15 protein-coding genes and 1 pseudogene are annotated in these 15,403 nt (G+C 42.0%); 8 read left to right on the top strand and 8 right to left on the bottom strand.

The features are described 5' to 3' along the window. Positions 1 to 105 precede the first annotated feature (105 nt). Complete coding sequence (locus tag V7K36_RS24720) at positions 106 to 1,323, top strand: glycosyltransferase family 4 protein (protein ID WP_335120204.1); 1,218 nt, start codon at positions 106 to 108, stop codon at positions 1,321 to 1,323. A 209-nt stretch (positions 1,324 to 1,532) separates the two neighbouring features. On the opposite strand, the gene V7K36_RS24715 is transcribed toward V7K36_RS24720, so the two are convergent. From V7K36_RS24715 to V7K36_RS24700, 4 genes are all read right to left on the bottom strand, one after another. Further along, entirely contained in the window at positions 1,533 to 1,814 is a 282-nt protein-coding gene (locus V7K36_RS24715) for a hypothetical protein (RefSeq protein ID WP_335120202.1), read from the bottom strand. Continuing rightward, entirely contained in the window at positions 1,807 to 2,040 is a 234-nt protein-coding gene (locus tag V7K36_RS24710; protein WP_334939675.1) for a hypothetical protein, read from the bottom strand. The genes V7K36_RS24715 and V7K36_RS24710 overlap by 8 nt, the downstream gene beginning before the upstream one ends. Before the next feature lie 285 nt (positions 2,041 to 2,325). Then, positions 2,326 to 4,374: a bluetail domain-containing putative surface protein gene (locus V7K36_RS24705; protein ID WP_335120200.1), complete on the bottom strand. Its 2,049-nt coding sequence runs from the start codon at positions 4,372 to 4,374 to the stop codon at positions 2,326 to 2,328. 395 nt (positions 4,375 to 4,769) lie between these two features. Further along, positions 4,770 to 6,215: an FAD-binding domain-containing protein gene (locus V7K36_RS24700; protein ID WP_335120198.1), complete on the bottom strand. Its 1,446-nt coding sequence runs from the start codon at positions 6,213 to 6,215 to the stop codon at positions 4,770 to 4,772. A gap of 50 nt (positions 6,216 to 6,265) precedes the next feature. Between V7K36_RS24700 and V7K36_RS24695 the strand changes: the two genes are divergently transcribed. Next, positions 6,266 to 6,445: a hypothetical protein gene (locus tag V7K36_RS24695; protein ID WP_335120196.1), complete on the top strand. Its 180-nt coding sequence runs from the start codon at positions 6,266 to 6,268 to the stop codon at positions 6,443 to 6,445. Positions 6,446 to 6,503: 58 nt separating this feature from the next. Beyond that, complete coding sequence (locus V7K36_RS24690) at positions 6,504 to 7,079, top strand: acireductone dioxygenase (protein ID WP_334825880.1); 576 nt, start codon at positions 6,504 to 6,506, stop codon at positions 7,077 to 7,079. 206 nt (positions 7,080 to 7,285) lie between these two features. On the opposite strand, the gene V7K36_RS24685 is transcribed toward V7K36_RS24690, so the two are convergent. Next, complete coding sequence (locus tag V7K36_RS24685; RefSeq protein WP_335120194.1) at positions 7,286 to 8,140, bottom strand: hypothetical protein; 855 nt, start codon at positions 8,138 to 8,140, stop codon at positions 7,286 to 7,288. 242 nt (positions 8,141 to 8,382) lie between these two features. Between V7K36_RS24685 and V7K36_RS24680 the strand changes: the two genes are divergently transcribed. From V7K36_RS24680 to V7K36_RS24670, 3 genes and pseudogenes are all read left to right on the top strand, one after another. Next, the gene (locus V7K36_RS24680; RefSeq protein ID WP_335120193.1) at positions 8,383 to 8,517 is read left to right on the top strand and encodes a hypothetical protein; all 135 of its coding nucleotides are present in this window, start codon (positions 8,383 to 8,385) and stop codon (positions 8,515 to 8,517) included. Positions 8,518 to 8,559: 42 nt separating this feature from the next. Beyond that, positions 8,560 to 9,180: an SET domain-containing protein-lysine N-methyltransferase gene (locus tag V7K36_RS24675; RefSeq protein ID WP_335120192.1), complete on the top strand. Its 621-nt coding sequence runs from the start codon at positions 8,560 to 8,562 to the stop codon at positions 9,178 to 9,180. Positions 9,181 to 9,401: 221 nt separating this feature from the next. Further along, positions 9,402 to 9,719 (top strand): annotated as a pseudogene (locus tag V7K36_RS24670) (acireductone dioxygenase); the annotation flags it as partial. 296 nt (positions 9,720 to 10,015) lie between these two features. On the opposite strand, the gene V7K36_RS24665 reads toward V7K36_RS24670, so the two are convergent. After that, the gene (locus V7K36_RS24665; RefSeq protein WP_335120190.1) at positions 10,016 to 10,633 is read right to left on the bottom strand and encodes a hypothetical protein; all 618 of its coding nucleotides are present in this window, start codon (positions 10,631 to 10,633) and stop codon (positions 10,016 to 10,018) included. A gap of 144 nt (positions 10,634 to 10,777) precedes the next feature. Beyond that, a complete protein-coding gene (locus tag V7K36_RS24660; protein WP_335120188.1) occupies positions 10,778 to 12,178 on the bottom strand; it encodes an amidohydrolase in 1,401 nt (466 codons plus the stop codon). An 81-nt stretch (positions 12,179 to 12,259) separates the two neighbouring features. Here V7K36_RS24660 and V7K36_RS24655 point away from each other — a divergent pair, with 81 nt between their 5' ends. Together V7K36_RS24655 and V7K36_RS24650 are read left to right on the top strand one after the other, a co-directional pair. Continuing rightward, the gene (locus V7K36_RS24655) at positions 12,260 to 13,060 is read left to right on the top strand and encodes a cysteine hydrolase family protein (RefSeq protein WP_335120186.1); all 801 of its coding nucleotides are present in this window, start codon (positions 12,260 to 12,262) and stop codon (positions 13,058 to 13,060) included. Positions 13,061 to 13,128: 68 nt separating this feature from the next. After that, positions 13,129 to 13,584, top strand: coding sequence for a cupin domain-containing protein (locus V7K36_RS24650; RefSeq protein ID WP_335120184.1), 456 nt, complete (start codon positions 13,129 to 13,131; stop codon positions 13,582 to 13,584). A gap of 562 nt (positions 13,585 to 14,146) precedes the next feature. Here the strand turns inward: V7K36_RS24650 and hpnI are convergent. Then, on the bottom strand, positions 14,147 to 15,361 hold the full coding sequence (hpnI, locus tag V7K36_RS24645) for a bacteriohopanetetrol glucosamine biosynthesis glycosyltransferase HpnI (protein ID WP_335120182.1): 1,215 nt from the start codon (positions 15,359 to 15,361) through the stop codon (positions 14,147 to 14,149). Positions 15,362 to 15,403 lie beyond the last annotated feature (42 nt).

Here is a 15,403-nt window from a genome sequence, read left to right as displayed (position 1 = left end):
GTAATTTATCTATGAATGTAAATCGCACGTTTGGTAGAGAAGCGACGTGACATACAGCCTCCAATGAGGTCATGGTGTATATATCACATTTGATTCATCACTTGTATGAACATTTTAATGCTCTCTTCCACCTTTCCCTACCCACCAACGCGCGGGGGAACCCAAGTCAGGACATTTAATTTACTTAAATACCTGAGTCAACGCCATAGTGTTAGCCTCGTAACTCAACGCGAGGGGGATGTTACAGACGCAGAAATAGCAGGATTACGCGATTGTGTGGATCATCTAGCCATTTTTGAACGCCCGCCAGATTCTGAAAGCACTGGAATATTAAAGAAAATACAGCGATTTGGTAGATTTTTGCAACAGGGAACACCGCCAAGTGTACTCAACCGCTACTCAGTTGAGATGCAAACATGGATTGATAACTGGGTGAAAGCGGGAAAATGTGATGTAATTAACTGCGAACATAGTGTCAATGAAATTTACATCCAATCTCATTATCAGAAACAGTTAAAAACCATAGTTAATGTTCATAGTTCTGTTTATGCTACCTGTCGGAACCAACTAGCAACGGGAATTTCGGAAAATTCCCTCAGAGATAAAATTAATCTGCCACTTTTGCGTCGTTATGAGCAAAACTACTGTGCTAAATTTTCAGCAATTGTCGCCACAACAGAAGAAGATAAAATTCAACTACAAGAGTTTAACCCCAATAGTGAAATTACAGTTATTCCCAATGGCGTAGATTTAGTTTCTTTCCCCAACCGTACCACCGATCCAGGAGGACATCGCTTAATTTTCATTGGTGCAATGGATAATTTAGCAAACATTGATGCTGTCTGCTTTTTCAGCAACGAAGTTTTGCCAGAAATCCAAAAATTGTATCCTGATACAACTTTCGATATTGTTGGTTCTCATCCAGTGGCAGAAGTTTTAGCACTTGCTCAAAAACCAGGAATTAATGTGATTGGGCGTGTGCCTTCGATGGTAGAATATTTACATCAAGCCACCATCTGCGTTGTACCCATGCGGACTGGGTTTGGCATTAAAAATAAAACTTTAGAGGCAATGGCAGCTGGTGTACCTCTAGTAGCCAGCGATCGCGGCTTAGAAGGATTAGCCGTAGATGGTGCTAGTCATAGATTACGGGCATTACGAGCCAATAAACCAGCAGAGTACGTCACCGCTATTATTCAACTATTTGATCATCCACATCTACGTTCAGAATTGTCTCATAACGGCAGACAACTGGTAGAAACAGAATTCACTTGGGATATAGCTGGTAAAAGTTATGAACAAGTTTGTCTTGGGAGAGAGTAATACTAATTCGTAATTCGTAATTCGTAATTAGGACACACCTAAAGATGCTTGAACTAATTGAGTTCCCACTTTATAAATTTTAATTGTTCTTTTGTCTCGGTGTGGGATAAATATGTGTAGAGACGTTGCAATGCAACGTCTCTACATCGGTAGAGCAAATTATCTGATCTAAATTGCATTCGTTGTTAGTTAGCTCGTGAAAATGCACTTCAATTATTCTCAAACCTAGTTGAATACCCTAACACAAGTAAATTCTTATGCTTACGCTTATTCTTATTCTTGAGGATAGTCAAATAATTCTCAACATAGCGAAAAGCAGCTGCACAGTCGTAATCAGCAATGGCTATAGCTTGCAAAAAAACTTTTGGGGGAATTTCAAACCCTAAAAATTTTTCTATTAAAACTAACAAATTTTTATCTGTGGCAGCGAAAGTAGTTATTTCTGCCCCTTCTGAATCATGAAATGTATCTTCAATTAATGCTTTAGACACTTTGTACCTCCCCAAAAGCATAAGATGCAAAGCCTGTGATAAAGTTTAGCTGCTGATCACGAGTTCGTAAGTTCACTGGAAGTTCAGTACTAGGACATCCGATCTCCCGTAAAATCTCCAAACAATAAGTACTGAATTGAGTGTATGGAGCTTCCTCCAATTCTTGAGCTACTTCTAGAGCCATCTCTAGATTGACTTGGATAACCGTCTTTACAGGGTTGGTCATAAACACGCCCTAATAAACTGGATGCTCTAAGTTTTGATCACAAGCACAAATAGCGTAACAGTGTTTTTGCGGAATTTATGAAGAGAGGAAATTAAAGTATCAGCGCATTTGCGGTAGTATATCCAAAGTTATGCTCTCCTGGGCTGAGAGCTAGGCAATTTATATCTAACTGCGAGATTATCTGCAAGCTACGTGTAATGGTACAGGTCTTAAACCTTTCAATTTCCGATAAATTCAAATTTGGGGGTACAAACCGGCGCTCTAGTTTTGGTTAGCAGCATGAAGTTAGACAACTGCTAAATTATTCAAGCTGCCTTTGTAGCCACTAATCTCAATCACAGCATCCGTGAGGGCAGAGAATCCATTAGTGTTATCGTTGAGTGCTAGAAAAGTCTGCTGATGATTGCCTGTACCGAGGGTAAAAGTTGCCGCACCTTTAGCCACAAAAGCAGTTGCAGTCAATATCTGTTGTACATCTGAGAGATTTAGACTCGCAACTTTGCCAAATTGAACTAAATTAGCAGCGCTAACTTCATACAGCCCATCAATTTTATCTTGAGAAATGTTCAAGTCAGTTATTTTATCAAAGCTAGACAGCAGCGAATCACTCAGACTACTGAATACAAACTTATCAGCGCCACAACCGCCTGTGAGGGTATCACGCCCAGCACCACCATTGAGGATGTCATTACCATTACCACCAACTATTTTGTCATTTCCGGCTAATCCAAAGAGTTGATCGTTGCCGTTTTTGCCGGAAATTTGATTATTACCAGCCCCACCAGTGAGTTTATCTGCACCGTTATCACCGTTTAAGGTAATGTTTGGCACATTTCCCGCTGTGGTGGTTTTGCTGTTTAATTGACCGTTGGTATCATACAGATAAGTGGCAACTGCATCAGTAATGCCATCACTGTTGTTGTCAATATCTGCGGAAATTAGTTTGCCATTGCGATCGTAGTTGAAAGTGGTAATCTCGTCAGGGATGCCATCATTATTTTTGTCAGCAACTTGTGCAGTGAGTTTGCCGTTAACGTCGTAACTGTAAGCGGTGACTTCATCAAAGATGCCATCACGATTATTGTCAATTTTTTGCGATGTCAGGTTGCCGCTAAAATCATAGCTGTAGATGCCAACTGCATCAATTACACCATCATTGTTGAAGTCATAGCTGGCGGATGCGTGTCCATAAGTATATGTAGAGGTTATGACTGTATCAACTTTGCCGTCGCCGTTGTTGTCAATGCTATCAAATGTCTGGTTGCCCTTGGCATCATAAGTAGAGGTATAGGTTTCGACATAATCAACTTTGCCGTCGCCGTTGTTGTCACGGCTATAGGATGTCCGGTTGCCCTTACCATCATAAGTATCGGTTTCGACATAATCAACTTTGCCGTCGCCGTTGTTGTCACGGCTATAGGATGTCTGGTTGCCCTTGGCATCATAAGTATGGGTTTCGATAGAATCAGCAATGCCGTCGGCGTTGTTGTCAATGCTTTCGGATATCTGATTGCCTTTGGCATCATAAGTAAAGGTATAGACAGAATCAACTTTGCCGTCGGCGTTGTAGTCAACGGTAAGGGATGTCTGGTTGCCCTTGGCATCATAAGTATAGGTGAAGGCCAAATCAACTTTGCCGTCGCCGTTCTCGTCACGGCTATCGGATGTCAGGTTGCCCTTGGCATCATAAGTAGAGGTTCGGACAATGTCGCCCTTCTGGTCATAGCTTATGGATGTCTGGTTGCCGTTGGCATCATAAGTATAGGTAGTGACATAATCAGCTTTGGCGTCACCGTTCTGGTCATAGCTCTGGAATGTCAACTTGCCGTTGGCATTATAAGTATAGGTGTAGACCTCATCAGCAATGCCGTCGCCGTTCTGGTCAAAGCTTATGGATGTCTGGTTGCCGTTGGCATCATAAGTATAGGTACGGACATAATCAGCTTTGCCGTCGCTGTTGTAGTCACCACTTTCGGATGTCAACTTGCCCTTGGCATCATAAGTATAGCTTATGACATCAAGTATGCCGTCGCCGTTGTAGTCATCGCTTTCGGATGTCAACTTGCCCTTGGCATCATAAGTAAAGATTTCGACTCTATCACCTATGCCGTCGCCGTCCCTGTCATAGCTATTGAATGTATTGTTGCCGTTGGCATCATAAGTAGAGGTTTCGACATAATCAATTTTGCCGTCGCCGTTGTCGTCACGGCTATTGAATGTCCGGTCATAGCGGTAGGTAATAACGGAGTCTATTATCCCATCACTGTTGTTGTCTGTCCTCTCAGATATCACTTTGCCATTGACATCGTAAGTGTAAGTTGTGATTGATATCATAAATTAATGTTCCTTATCTGTTTGATTCTAATTGTGTACTGCTATGTGTTTTCATTACACATCTTTATGTTCTGCAAAATCTTTTTATACTTATGATAGATTGTTAGGTGTATTTTTGCTGCATTAGTCATGAAAATGACGAGAAGTTTGTTTATCTTTTTAATCACATTATGTCTTCTGGGAACTAGCGTAGGCGTAGCCCAATCTAGACATCGCCCTTCTTTTACTACTGTATTTATTATCTAATTTGTCAACGCGTAAATATAGACGTAGCAGCGCTACATTTCTCTACAAGGGTTATCGTCAATATCAATATTTAGATACATTTGCCCTATAGCAACATTCGTATTATGATACGATATCAATCCTAAAGAAACATTAAAAAACTCACAATTTTACTCACCACTACTAATGTTTTTTTGCTGTTGATAACGCTGTTTAAACTGCTGTTGTTGGATTTTATGATCTACAATTGGTTCAGGATAGCCAACAGCATGACGTTCTAAAGATGGAATTTTACCAGTAACTAAACATTCTGAATCTACAGACCGCAATTCTGACACCCATTGCCGGATATATTCCCCCTCTGGATCGAATTTTTGTGTTTGACTGGCTGGGTTAAAAATCCGCACAGGTTTAGGGTCCATGCCGCTAGAAGCACTCCATTGCCAACCGCCATTGTTAGCAGATAAATCTCCGTCAATCAATTTCTGCATAAAGTATTTTTCTCCCAATTGGGGATTAATTAGCAAGTCTTTAGTCAGGAAACTGGCGACAATCATCCGACATCGGTTGTGCATCCAGCCACTTTCATTCATCTGGCGCATTGCTGCATCTACAATGGGGTAGCCGGTTCTCCCCTCACACCAAGCTTGGAAATATTCTTCGTTAGTTTCCCAAGGAAAGTTCTTAAAGATGTCACGGAAAGCACCATCAGCTAATTCGGGGAAGTTATACATTGCATGTTGATAAAACTCCCGCCAAGCTAATTCCTGTTGCCATGTGCGGATATTAACTGCTGTTTCCTCACTGCGGCTGTTTTCTAGTGCTTCTATGGTGGCTTGCCAAACGGTGCGAATGCCAATTACCCCAAATTTCAAAGCTGCACTCAGTTGCGATGTTCCATCAACTGCCGGAAAATTGCGCTGTTCTTGGTATTCAGTAATCGCTTTAGTAGTAAATTCCTCTAATCGTTCTTGCGCCGCCCTCTCTCCCGGTGAAATAATCAATTCTCCATCCCAGACAAACCCTAAATCTTTCGCTGAAGGTAATGTCAAGGCTCCTGCAAGTTTTGCAATTTCCTGTTCAGCTTCTGTTAATCCCTCAACATTTTGCAGTGTTTCTAGTGGTTGAGCCTTCGCTTTGGTAATCCAATTTTTCCAGAAGGGGGTGTAAACCGTGTAACGACTATTACCACCCGTGCGGATCTCATCTGGGGAGTTGAGGATTTGATCCCAGTTTTGGTTAAGAAACTGAATACCTTTTTCTTTGAGGGCATTTATAATGGTGCGATCGCGTTCTTGTGAATAAGGTTCTACATCCCAATTCCAAAAAACGGCTTTGGCTGTTAAAGCCTCTGCTAAAGTTGGTATCGCTTGTACAGGATTGGCGTGAAGTATTAATAACTGGCTACCAACTTGGGCATATCGCTGTTGGAGTTTCTGCAAACATCCAATCATATAAGTTACTCTCACAGGAGCAATATCATCCCGTTCGAGAATATGTCGATCAAGGCAAAACACGCCCACCACTTTCGGACTCTGCCGTTTTGCCGCAGCCAATCCCGTATTGTCAGAAATGCGTAAATCACGCCGATGCCAAAACAAAATTAAGTCAGACATTCCATGCTGTATATAGTTCACCCGTACTAGCTTAGATGCTAGTGGTACCAATGAGCATCATTCTGGCGATAAATTTATTTTGTCATTGGTCATTGGTCATTGGTCATTGGTCATTGGTCATTGGTCATTGGTCATTGGTCATTGGTCATTGGTCATTGGTCATTGGTCATTGGTCATTGCCCCTCCACCTCTCTACCAGTCTAAATCTCCGGTTTGTCAGTCGGGAATAGTGGCTTTTTAGCTTAAAATTTAGTATACTCTTCTTAACAATTAATTAGTCTTTTTGTCATGGCAAACCTACTACTTGACGACGGCACAATTGAGAGTGATTTAGACGAAATAGCTCGTGAACTTGGCCTTCTTGGCATTCAACTCAGACACTACGACCCAGGAACATCGCTCCTCTTCGCCAATCTGCTAGACCAACATGTTTTAACTGAGTCTGAGAAACGTTATTGTGTAGAACTCCATAACAGCGTCTTTGAATTTATTCAGCAAGAGAATGGCGCTATCTGGTGTGACTTGCTAAATGTGCATCCAGGTTGCTTCAATCTTCATCACCTGATAGCAACCTATGGCCGTTACCATACTCATCCTGTCGCTGAACCCCTCTACGTGTTGGCAGGAGAAATGATCTATGGCTTCGTGCGACCTGATGGCAGCCAAGTACAGCTTTTAGTTCAGGCACAAGACTATCTCTACATCCCCGTTGGCGTTGAGCATTGGTGCAGCCCAACTGCATCGTTGAATTTCAAAGCGGTACGCTATTTTGCGATGCCTGGGTTAGGCTGCGCCTACGCTGATGGCTGGGTTCCTAATTATACAGGAACTCAAGTGAGTGATTCGCTCCGCAAGCCGCGTTAAAGCTCAAAGTTAAGCAAATTCACGTTTTTTTAGGTTGGAATATCCTAAACATCCCGAAGTGGGGACAGCATAAAACTACTACAAGAAGATATAATTGCGATCGCTGATCGCACGTCAAATTATTGTAGAAAAACATGGCGGCAATCTAGAGGTTAATTCTTTACAGGGAAAGGTTTAGAATTTGTGATTCAAATTCCGATTTAAAATTACCCATCCTGGCGCGGGTAGCCAAAGCTGAGATGGCTGCCAATGAGTGTGTAGAAGTCATTGGTAGCGTGTGCAGCACCCCCTGGACAACCCGGAACCTTGCACTTATCGCTAACAGTTTGGGCGACTTTGTAAAGCTCAGTGGTGTGTGGTGTCATGTCCCATCCTTCGCCACCATAACTTGTGGTTTTTTCAATATTATGCAAGACGACCACTTCAAGCCGCCAACCATTTATTTTGCACTCGCCCAAGCGATAAATTTTAGACAATGTTGGATGTGATAGAGCCAGACGTAACTCTCTTTTTATTTGTATGAAGTCAGGTTTTTCCGGCTGCATCTGCAAGTAAGCAAGCAGTTCTGCGGCTGATGTGCCAGTTCTAAAAAATACCGATGCGTAACCGTCTCCCCCAGAAACGACTCTCCAATCAACTAAGGTGAGTTCTGGCGACTGCGCCAATGCCAGAATCAGTGAGGTATCAGCTTGGTTATCTGTGCCAGTTATCCCACCAGAACCAGACTCAATGCCAAATTTGCGATCGCAAACACCAATAATTTGCCAAACACAGTGTGCAACAGTAACTAGAGGTTCATCTCTTTCTATACCCGACATTACTTCAGCATAGTTGCTCTGGTCAACATACAAATTGTAAGAACCTGAATAATTGGAGTTTCCACATGGCGCATTGATTAATTTGCCAACAAAGTGGCAGTGTTCAAAACCAGACAGTGGATGTTGGCGCACTAAAGCAGCAAGGTGTTCAGCATCACACGGAGCAAAAGTGGCACTGAAATAGTAATTAGGGCCTTGCCCGCACTCATTGATTTCCCAAAACCAATCTTGAAATGTACTCACTATGTAAAAATACACACAACGACATAACGACCAAGATAAGCGGGGGTAGATGTTTTCGACCAGAGGCTACTAGAACACCGATTCATTAATCAGAATCATGACGAAAAATTCGGGTTTATTTGAGGCGCACTCAAAAAATAGCCTCAAATCTATATACTTGCCGTGAGTTCATAAATTTAAGTTAAAGCTTGGCGTGAGTCTAAAAAATAGATAGAGAAAAATGCCCTCTGTACAAGAGTTTGATGACTAGCGATCGCTATTTTTTGGCTAACTACGAAATCAACGCTCGCTTCAGTGCTTTCCTACCCGCGTGGGGTACTTGTGCATGGGATACTTGCGCGATCGCGCTGACCTTGATGAAAACTTTAGAATGTTGATGTTGATTTCCACGAGGACGTTACTCTGACCTTGATGCCAAATTGAGAGCAATAGACCAACTGATTCTGCTGTGCAGGTGGATCATTGACGGACAACTGCATTGCTTATGTTGGACGCTACAAACACCACCACAATTGCTCATCTATAAAATTAGGGAAAAGAACGAGAGTATGGACTTAGCAAGTTTGATCGATGTCAAAGTAAAGCTGACAAATAAAGGAAGAAGCGTGTTTGCCAGCCGGAGTTTCTCTAAGGGTGAGACTGTGGTAGTTGGACGCCGTGTCATGATTCTACCCCAGCGAACTAATCATTCTTTCCAAATAGACTTCGATCTGCATATAGAACTGGATGAACCAGCGCGATTGATCAATCACTCCTGTAGCCCAAACACAGGGGTTCGCAACAATAAGTTTGGCGCATACGATTTCGTCGCATTGGTCGATATTACCGAAGGAAATGAAATTACATGGGACTACGAGACAACAGAGTTTGTTTCTATTGCTGTTCCAGAATGTGGTTGTGGTTCCCCCAGCTGTCGATTAAGAACTCATGGATTCAAGTTTCTTCCCGTCAAGATCAAGAAAAAGTATGGTGAGTTTATCGCGGATTACCTCAAAGACTCAACCTGTTTAACCGAGGAGAGCCAAGCCCATTTTTTCTAAATCTTCTTCGGTTCCCATTAGCTGCATCTCGATTGGCATAGTTTCGGAATTATCAGGCTGATTTTCATTAGGTTTTCTGCTCATTGCACTTTGCCCCTAAGTAAGTCAGCGCTAATATTTCAAGCTATGTTAAGAAATTTAAATGTAGGGTGTGTTGTTGCCAAGCGCCGCACCATCAGAATTCAAGGTGCGTTAACCTACGGCATAACACACCCTACAGACTAAATGTGCATCCAGGTTTCTTCAATCTTCACCACCTGATAGCAACCTATGGCCGTTACCATACTCATCCTGTCACTGAACCCCTCTACGTGTTGGCAGGAGAAATGATCTATGGCTTCGTGCGACCTGATGGCAGCCAAGTACAGCTTTTAGTTCAGGCACAAGACTATCTCTACATCCCCGTTGGCGTTGAGCATTGGTGCAGCCCAACTGCATCGTTGAATTTCAAAGCGGTACGCTATTTTGCGCTCGCTGATGGCTGGGTTCCTAATTATACAGGTACTCAAGTGAGTGATTCCCTCTACAAGCCGCGTTAAAGCTCAAAGTTAACGCAAATTCGCGTTTTTTTAGGTTGGAATATCCCAAACATACCGAAGTGGGGAGATATTGGCGCACTAAAGCAGCAAGATGTTCAGCATCACACGGAGCAAAAGTGGCACTGAAGTAGTAATTAGGGCTTTGCCCGCACTCATTGATTTCCCAGAACTAATCTTGAAATGTACTCACTATGTAAAGATACACACAACGACATAACGACCAAGATAAGCGGAGGTAGATGTTTTCGACCAGAGGCTACTAGTTAGGCAAACTCAACCCCTTTATTATTACCACTTTAAGCGCAACCGTTTTTATTGCTGTAAGAAGAATTTGTTTTTCGGCGAATACAAGTTTTAGGGAACTCGGCTGAAGGATCAGCTAACACTTCTTGGTATATGCAAAGTAAATTTTCTAGATGATCTCCGCTTAATTGGTTAAAGGGTTCAGGAAATTTGTCTACAGGTATGATACCTCTATTTTTTATATTCAAACGTAGAGCGCGAAATCCAATCGTAGTACCTGCATGAAGATAGACTTCGTGAAGTTCAATACCTAGATATTGACTAATACGAAGCGCCACATCATAATTGGCTAATTCACCAAAGCCTTTTACTTCCTTTCTTACTTCATTTCTAACATCCTCAACAAATTGATGAATACTATTAAAATTGTCAAAATCACTAATACACTGAGTATCAAAATGTTCTAAAGCAATCTTAGCCGCTAAACATAGACACTCGCGACCAACAAGTCTTTGATGATCATCAACTTTTCGCTGTTTGTCTTCGCTAAGAAAAGCTTTTCTGACAGCATCTCTTAAATTGTCAGCTTGTTTATACCAAGAATATTCCTCCTCTGCACAGGGATAAACATTCTTACAATAGTGGTTATATATGTCGGTGTAGGATTTCATATCTAAAAACTCATCACTCAAGTTCTACTGTAATGTTTAAGACTATACTCGTCAACCTTAGTAAGTATATCTTTCCCATTTTTTAACTGAAGATTAAACACCAAAGCCCGAATTTTTTACCGCAGTTCTGTATTTATTTGTGTTTTACAAACCCATAACTGTGCGATAATGTGCTTCAATTTGCGCGACGGTTTCAGACTTGCGCTTTGTCTCCCATTGACTACGGTTAAATAATTCTTGTCGCAAATCATCAACATTAATTGTTATCACTTTATTATCGGCTATAATTTGCTTACCATTTACCCAAGCACTATTAACAACATTCGTGGGACGCCCTAAAACTAATAAACCAATGGGGTCTGTACGGGGTAATAATGATAAATTGGTGAGGTCATAAAGTACCAAATCTGCTTGTTTGCCTACGGTCAATGAACCGAGTTTATCTGCAAGATTTAATCCTTTGGCACCTCCCAAAGATGCCATTTCTACGGCTTGTCGGGGTGTAATCCAGTGTTGATAATCTGAGTCTGTAACGTTATGTAATATAGAACCAATTTTGATGGCTTCTAACAAATCTTGAGAGTCATTACTCGAAGCACCATCACAACCAAAAGTCACATTTACTCCAGCTTGGCGATATTTTAAAATTGGGGCGATGCCACTGCCTAAACGCAAATTACTTAAGGGATTATGAACAACTGTAGATTGAGTTTCTGCAAGAATGGCGATATCAGCATCATTCAACCAGACGCAATGAGCAAGTGTTGTGCGATCGTTCAAAAATCCGATTCTTTTAAGATGTTCCACAGCAGTACAACTGTACTTTTCTTGAGCAAGTTTTTGCTGTGCCCTAGTTTCAAGTAAATGGGAGTGACGACAAAGATTATAGCGATCGCTTAACTCAGTACATCCCGCAAATAAAGCATCAGTACACAATTGAAACCCCGTTGGTGCGACCAAAATATTTACACCCTCATCTGGGCGATGAAACTGTCTCACCGCCTCTTCCAGGATTTCTAATGTTGCCGCAGTTGAGCGAAAATAAGGTTGATGAGTTTTTGCTGATTCCCCGGATGGGATACCTGCGCTGAGGGATTCATCTTGAATTAAGGGGGCGATAAATACGCGAATCCCTACTTCTCTGTAAGCGCGAGTTGCAATGGCGATCGTTTCTAACTCAAGTCCGGGAATTAACACCAGATGATCTACTACACTCGTCCCACCGGAAAGTAAGGTTTCCACCGCAGTACCCAAGGCGCCCAGATAAATCTGTTCGGGATCGAGGGAGGCAAAATCATACAGCTCCGCCAACCATAATTCTAAAGGGAACATTGACATGATTCCTCGCTGCCACATCTCTGATGAGTGGGTGTGGGCGTTGAAAAAGCCAGGTAGCAGTAGCTTATTTTTGCCATCGATCGCAGTGCCGATTACCTGTAGATTGGGGGCGATCGCTGCGATCGCACCATCTACAATCTGTACATCTACTGTTGCATAATCATAACTGACGGCAGTCAAAACATTCTGGATGGTGAAACTTACCATATTTAACCTTGATTAAGTAATTGTATTTTCAACTAAATTTCAAGTTACAAAATAGAAAATGGTGTTGGGTGTTGCAATTTTATGAATTTGCCTTTTCGGACATTGGGAGTTGCGCCAAATGCGTGGACAGTGAATGATGCGATCGCAGATATCACTCGTCTTCAAAAGACCCCACAACCCGTTATTTTGTCAACAGAAACTAAAACCCTGCGCCTAGACTTGGCAAAAACTGCTATCGTCGTCATTGATATGCAAAACGACTTCTGTCACCCTGATGGCTGGTTAGCGCATATCGGCGTGGACGTAACTCCGGCGCGTCAGCCTATTGAACCTTTAAACAACTTACTTCCAGAACTGCGTGAGGTTGGTGTCCCAGTCATTTGGGTAAATTGGGGAAATCGTCCCGATTTGCTCAATATTAGTGCTAGTTTGCGTCACGTCTATAATCCCACAGGGGAAGGTGTGGGATTAGGCGATCCACTGCCAAGCAATGGTGCTAGAGTACTCATGGCAGGTAGTTGGGCCGCAGCAGTAGTAGACGAACTAGAACAGATTCCCGAAGATATTCGTGTGGACAAATACCGCATGAGTGGGTTCTGGGATACGCCGTTAGATAGTATCTTGCGGAATCTGGGAAGGACTACATTATTTTTTGCTGGTGTTAATGCTGATCAATGTGTGCTAACCACATTATGTGATGCCAACTTCTTAGGATATGACTGTGTGTTAGTTAAAGACTGCACCGCCACAACTTCTCCTGAATATTGTTGGCTGGCGACATTGTACAATGTCAAACAATGCTTCGGTTTTGTCACTGACTCGCAAGCGATTTTAAGAGTGCTGCAAAAGAGTGGGGAGTTAGGAGTGAAGAGTGAGGAGTGAGGAAGATTTAGTAATTAGTGATTTTAGGAATTTTCATACCCATCGATAACTTCAGAGGGGATAAATAAATGTACGCTATTAGTTGTGTAATTCCGGTGATCAAATCTCTCAAAGATTACCAAGTATATCGCATCAGTCCAAACGACTCTAATCGATTAGCAATTATCTGCGATTCGACAAATGCTAATACTTCATTAACTTGCTGCATAGAAATTTTTGATGTTGGTGGACAAACACCGCCACATCGCCATCAGGGGGCGGTGGAAATATTTTTTATCCTCAAAGGAGAAGCGATCGCTATCTGTGACGGCAAGAGTGCCATGATCAAAGCTGGAGATAGTTTCTTGATGCCTCCCACTGGTACTCATTTGATTAAAAATACAGGTTCTACTCGCTTGTATACGTTGACTATTATGGTTCCCAATGAAGACTTTTCGGAATTGATTCGCAGTGGGATTCCGGCGGAGTTAGATGCAGAAGATATGGCAGTACTGGGGAGATTAAATGCTTTGATGCCCTGTTAAAATAATTCGTAATTGAATTAGTTGGGGATTTATCGGAAATCGAAATTATCGAATTTTCTGACGTAGCACTGCTACGTCTCGATATTCTTTTTCACTAGATAAGTTAAAGGTTTAAAGCCGTACTTCGTCCCGCTACGCGCTTTCGCCCCTTGTGGGCGAAAAAACCCTTGTATTACAGGGTAGGTTGAAACCAGGGCTATTTCATTCTCATCTAGCCCGCCTCAGAATGAATTCTGAGTCTAATAGCGAAAGTCTCGTCTTAAGACGACTGAGACAAGGTTATAGTCCAATACGCTTGGGTTAAGGATAGTTGTAGGTTGGGTTGAACGAAGTGAAACCCAACAAAGCATGAAAAATGTTGGGTTTCATTCCGCAACCCAACCTACGCAGTTTAAGGTTTTGGCACTAACCCAAGCGTATTGGGTTATAGTCCGTTTTAACGGACTTTAGCTATAAGAAAAGGAACTTTAGTTCTGGGCGGTTTATGTTTAGAACGAAATAGCCCTAAGGTTCAAACATCGCCTCTTGTGAGCGACCTAATGTTCCCTGTTCCCTTTCATTCCTATGTCTCATTGATAATTGATAATTCATAACTTCTGTCTTCTTGTATTAGTAACTTTCCATCTTTAGTTAGCTTCAGTTGCTGCCCCCGCCACTCTATAGTGTTGCCAATAAAACCCAGACACCAAATAGCAAAGCTTAACAAGTCGCACCAAAGAACGAGCCACAAAAACCTTTTGACAATTGGATCTTTCAGACTGATAGTACCAACAACCCAAGCCATCACCAATCTTATAACCCAACAGATACATAGTCCTAGCCATCCTAGTATTGAACCATCCGTGGCAATTAGCAGCAGCAAACTGCTGACAACACCGTAGGTAAAAATTAGTCCTAGATAACCCCAAGGACGAGAAACTCGTTTACCACGCGCCCAACGAATCTGGCGCTTGATGGCATCAACTAAGTTGTGGCTTATTTGTACATGTTCAACAACATAGTCGGAAAGCACAACTTTGTAACCTGCTTGGACAGGTAGATAGCCAAGTTGGAAATCATCTGCCAGATAATCAGCAATTGCTTCAAATCCACCGATGGCTTCTAGTACTTTTTTCGGGATGACAATGGTGGAACCAAAGGCATATTTTATCCCATTTTCCTTGATGTTGCTGACTAAAACCCCAGCATGAAATTCAGTAGTAGTACCAATAGCCTCTAATGTCGATATCCATCCTTGAGTTAAGGTTCGATACATACAGGTAACTACACCCACGCTTTCGTCTTGTAACGGCTGGATAACTCTTTGCAAATAATCTCTTCCAACTCGAATGTCACTATCAGCAAGGAGTAAAATTTCATATTTAGCTTTGGCTGCGGCATTGGCCAAGTTGCTAACTTTGAGATTTGTGCCGATGACGCGATCGCTTACTATTAACAAAATATCCAAATCTGGAAAATTGTCGATGATTTTCTCTACAACCTCTATGCAAGGGTCTTCAGAGTTTCGCACAGCAAAGATGATTTGATATTCTGGATAATCCTGCTGACAAAATGAGGCTAGGTTTTCATAAGCATTGCTGTCAAGCCCACAAATGGGTTTGAGAATACTAACAGGTGGATGAAACTCTAGATAAATTAGCTGGGGATCAGCAAAAAAAGTTATTGCTGCATAAATTGCATAGCAATAAAACAAGACCGATGATATACACAAAATTAGGAGGAAAACAATGATAATTAGGTGAAAATTTGTTAACAAAGTAGATGCAAAGATGGCCATTGATTAGCAGACAAGTAATATTAGGATTTTCTAGGTTCGCTG

The organism is Nostoc sp. (assembly GCF_036919555.1).
In the GTDB taxonomy this organism is placed as follows: domain Bacteria; phylum Cyanobacteriota; class Cyanobacteriia; order Cyanobacteriales; family Nostocaceae; genus Nostoc.
Note: the sequence above shows the minus strand (reverse complement) of the source record. Positions and strands in the feature narration are given on the sequence as shown.

Bases quoted from the DNA above. Each gene is read 5' to 3' on its own strand.
- V7K36_RS24705 (WP_335120200.1), bottom strand. From the start codon at position 4,374: ATGATATCAATCACAACTTACACTTACGATGTCAATGGCAAAGTGATA.
- V7K36_RS24650 (WP_335120184.1), top strand. From the start codon at position 13,129: ATGTACGCTATTAGTTGTGTAATTCCGGTGATCAAATCTCTCAAAGAT.
- V7K36_RS24690 (WP_334825880.1), top strand. From the start codon at position 6,504: ATGGCAAACCTACTACTTGACGACGGCACAATTGAGAGTGATTTAGAC.
- V7K36_RS24680 (WP_335120193.1), top strand. From the start codon at position 8,383: ATGACTAGCGATCGCTATTTTTTGGCTAACTACGAAATCAACGCTCGC.
- hpnI (WP_335120182.1), bottom strand. From the start codon at position 15,361: ATGGCCATCTTTGCATCTACTTTGTTAACAAATTTTCACCTAATTATC.
- V7K36_RS24660 (WP_335120188.1), bottom strand. From the start codon at position 12,178: ATGGTAAGTTTCACCATCCAGAATGTTTTGACTGCCGTCAGTTATGAT.
- V7K36_RS24655 (WP_335120186.1), top strand. From the start codon at position 12,260: ATGAATTTGCCTTTTCGGACATTGGGAGTTGCGCCAAATGCGTGGACA.
- V7K36_RS24665 (WP_335120190.1), bottom strand. From the start codon at position 10,633: ATGAAATCCTACACCGACATATATAACCACTATTGTAAGAATGTTTAT.
- V7K36_RS24710 (WP_334939675.1), bottom strand. From the start codon at position 2,040: ATGACCAACCCTGTAAAGACGGTTATCCAAGTCAATCTAGAGATGGCT.
- V7K36_RS24695 (WP_335120196.1), top strand. From the start codon at position 6,266: ATGAGCATCATTCTGGCGATAAATTTATTTTGTCATTGGTCATTGGTC.
- V7K36_RS24700 (WP_335120198.1), bottom strand. From the start codon at position 6,215: ATGTCTGACTTAATTTTGTTTTGGCATCGGCGTGATTTACGCATTTCT.
- V7K36_RS24720 (WP_335120204.1), top strand. From the start codon at position 106: ATGAACATTTTAATGCTCTCTTCCACCTTTCCCTACCCACCAACGCGC.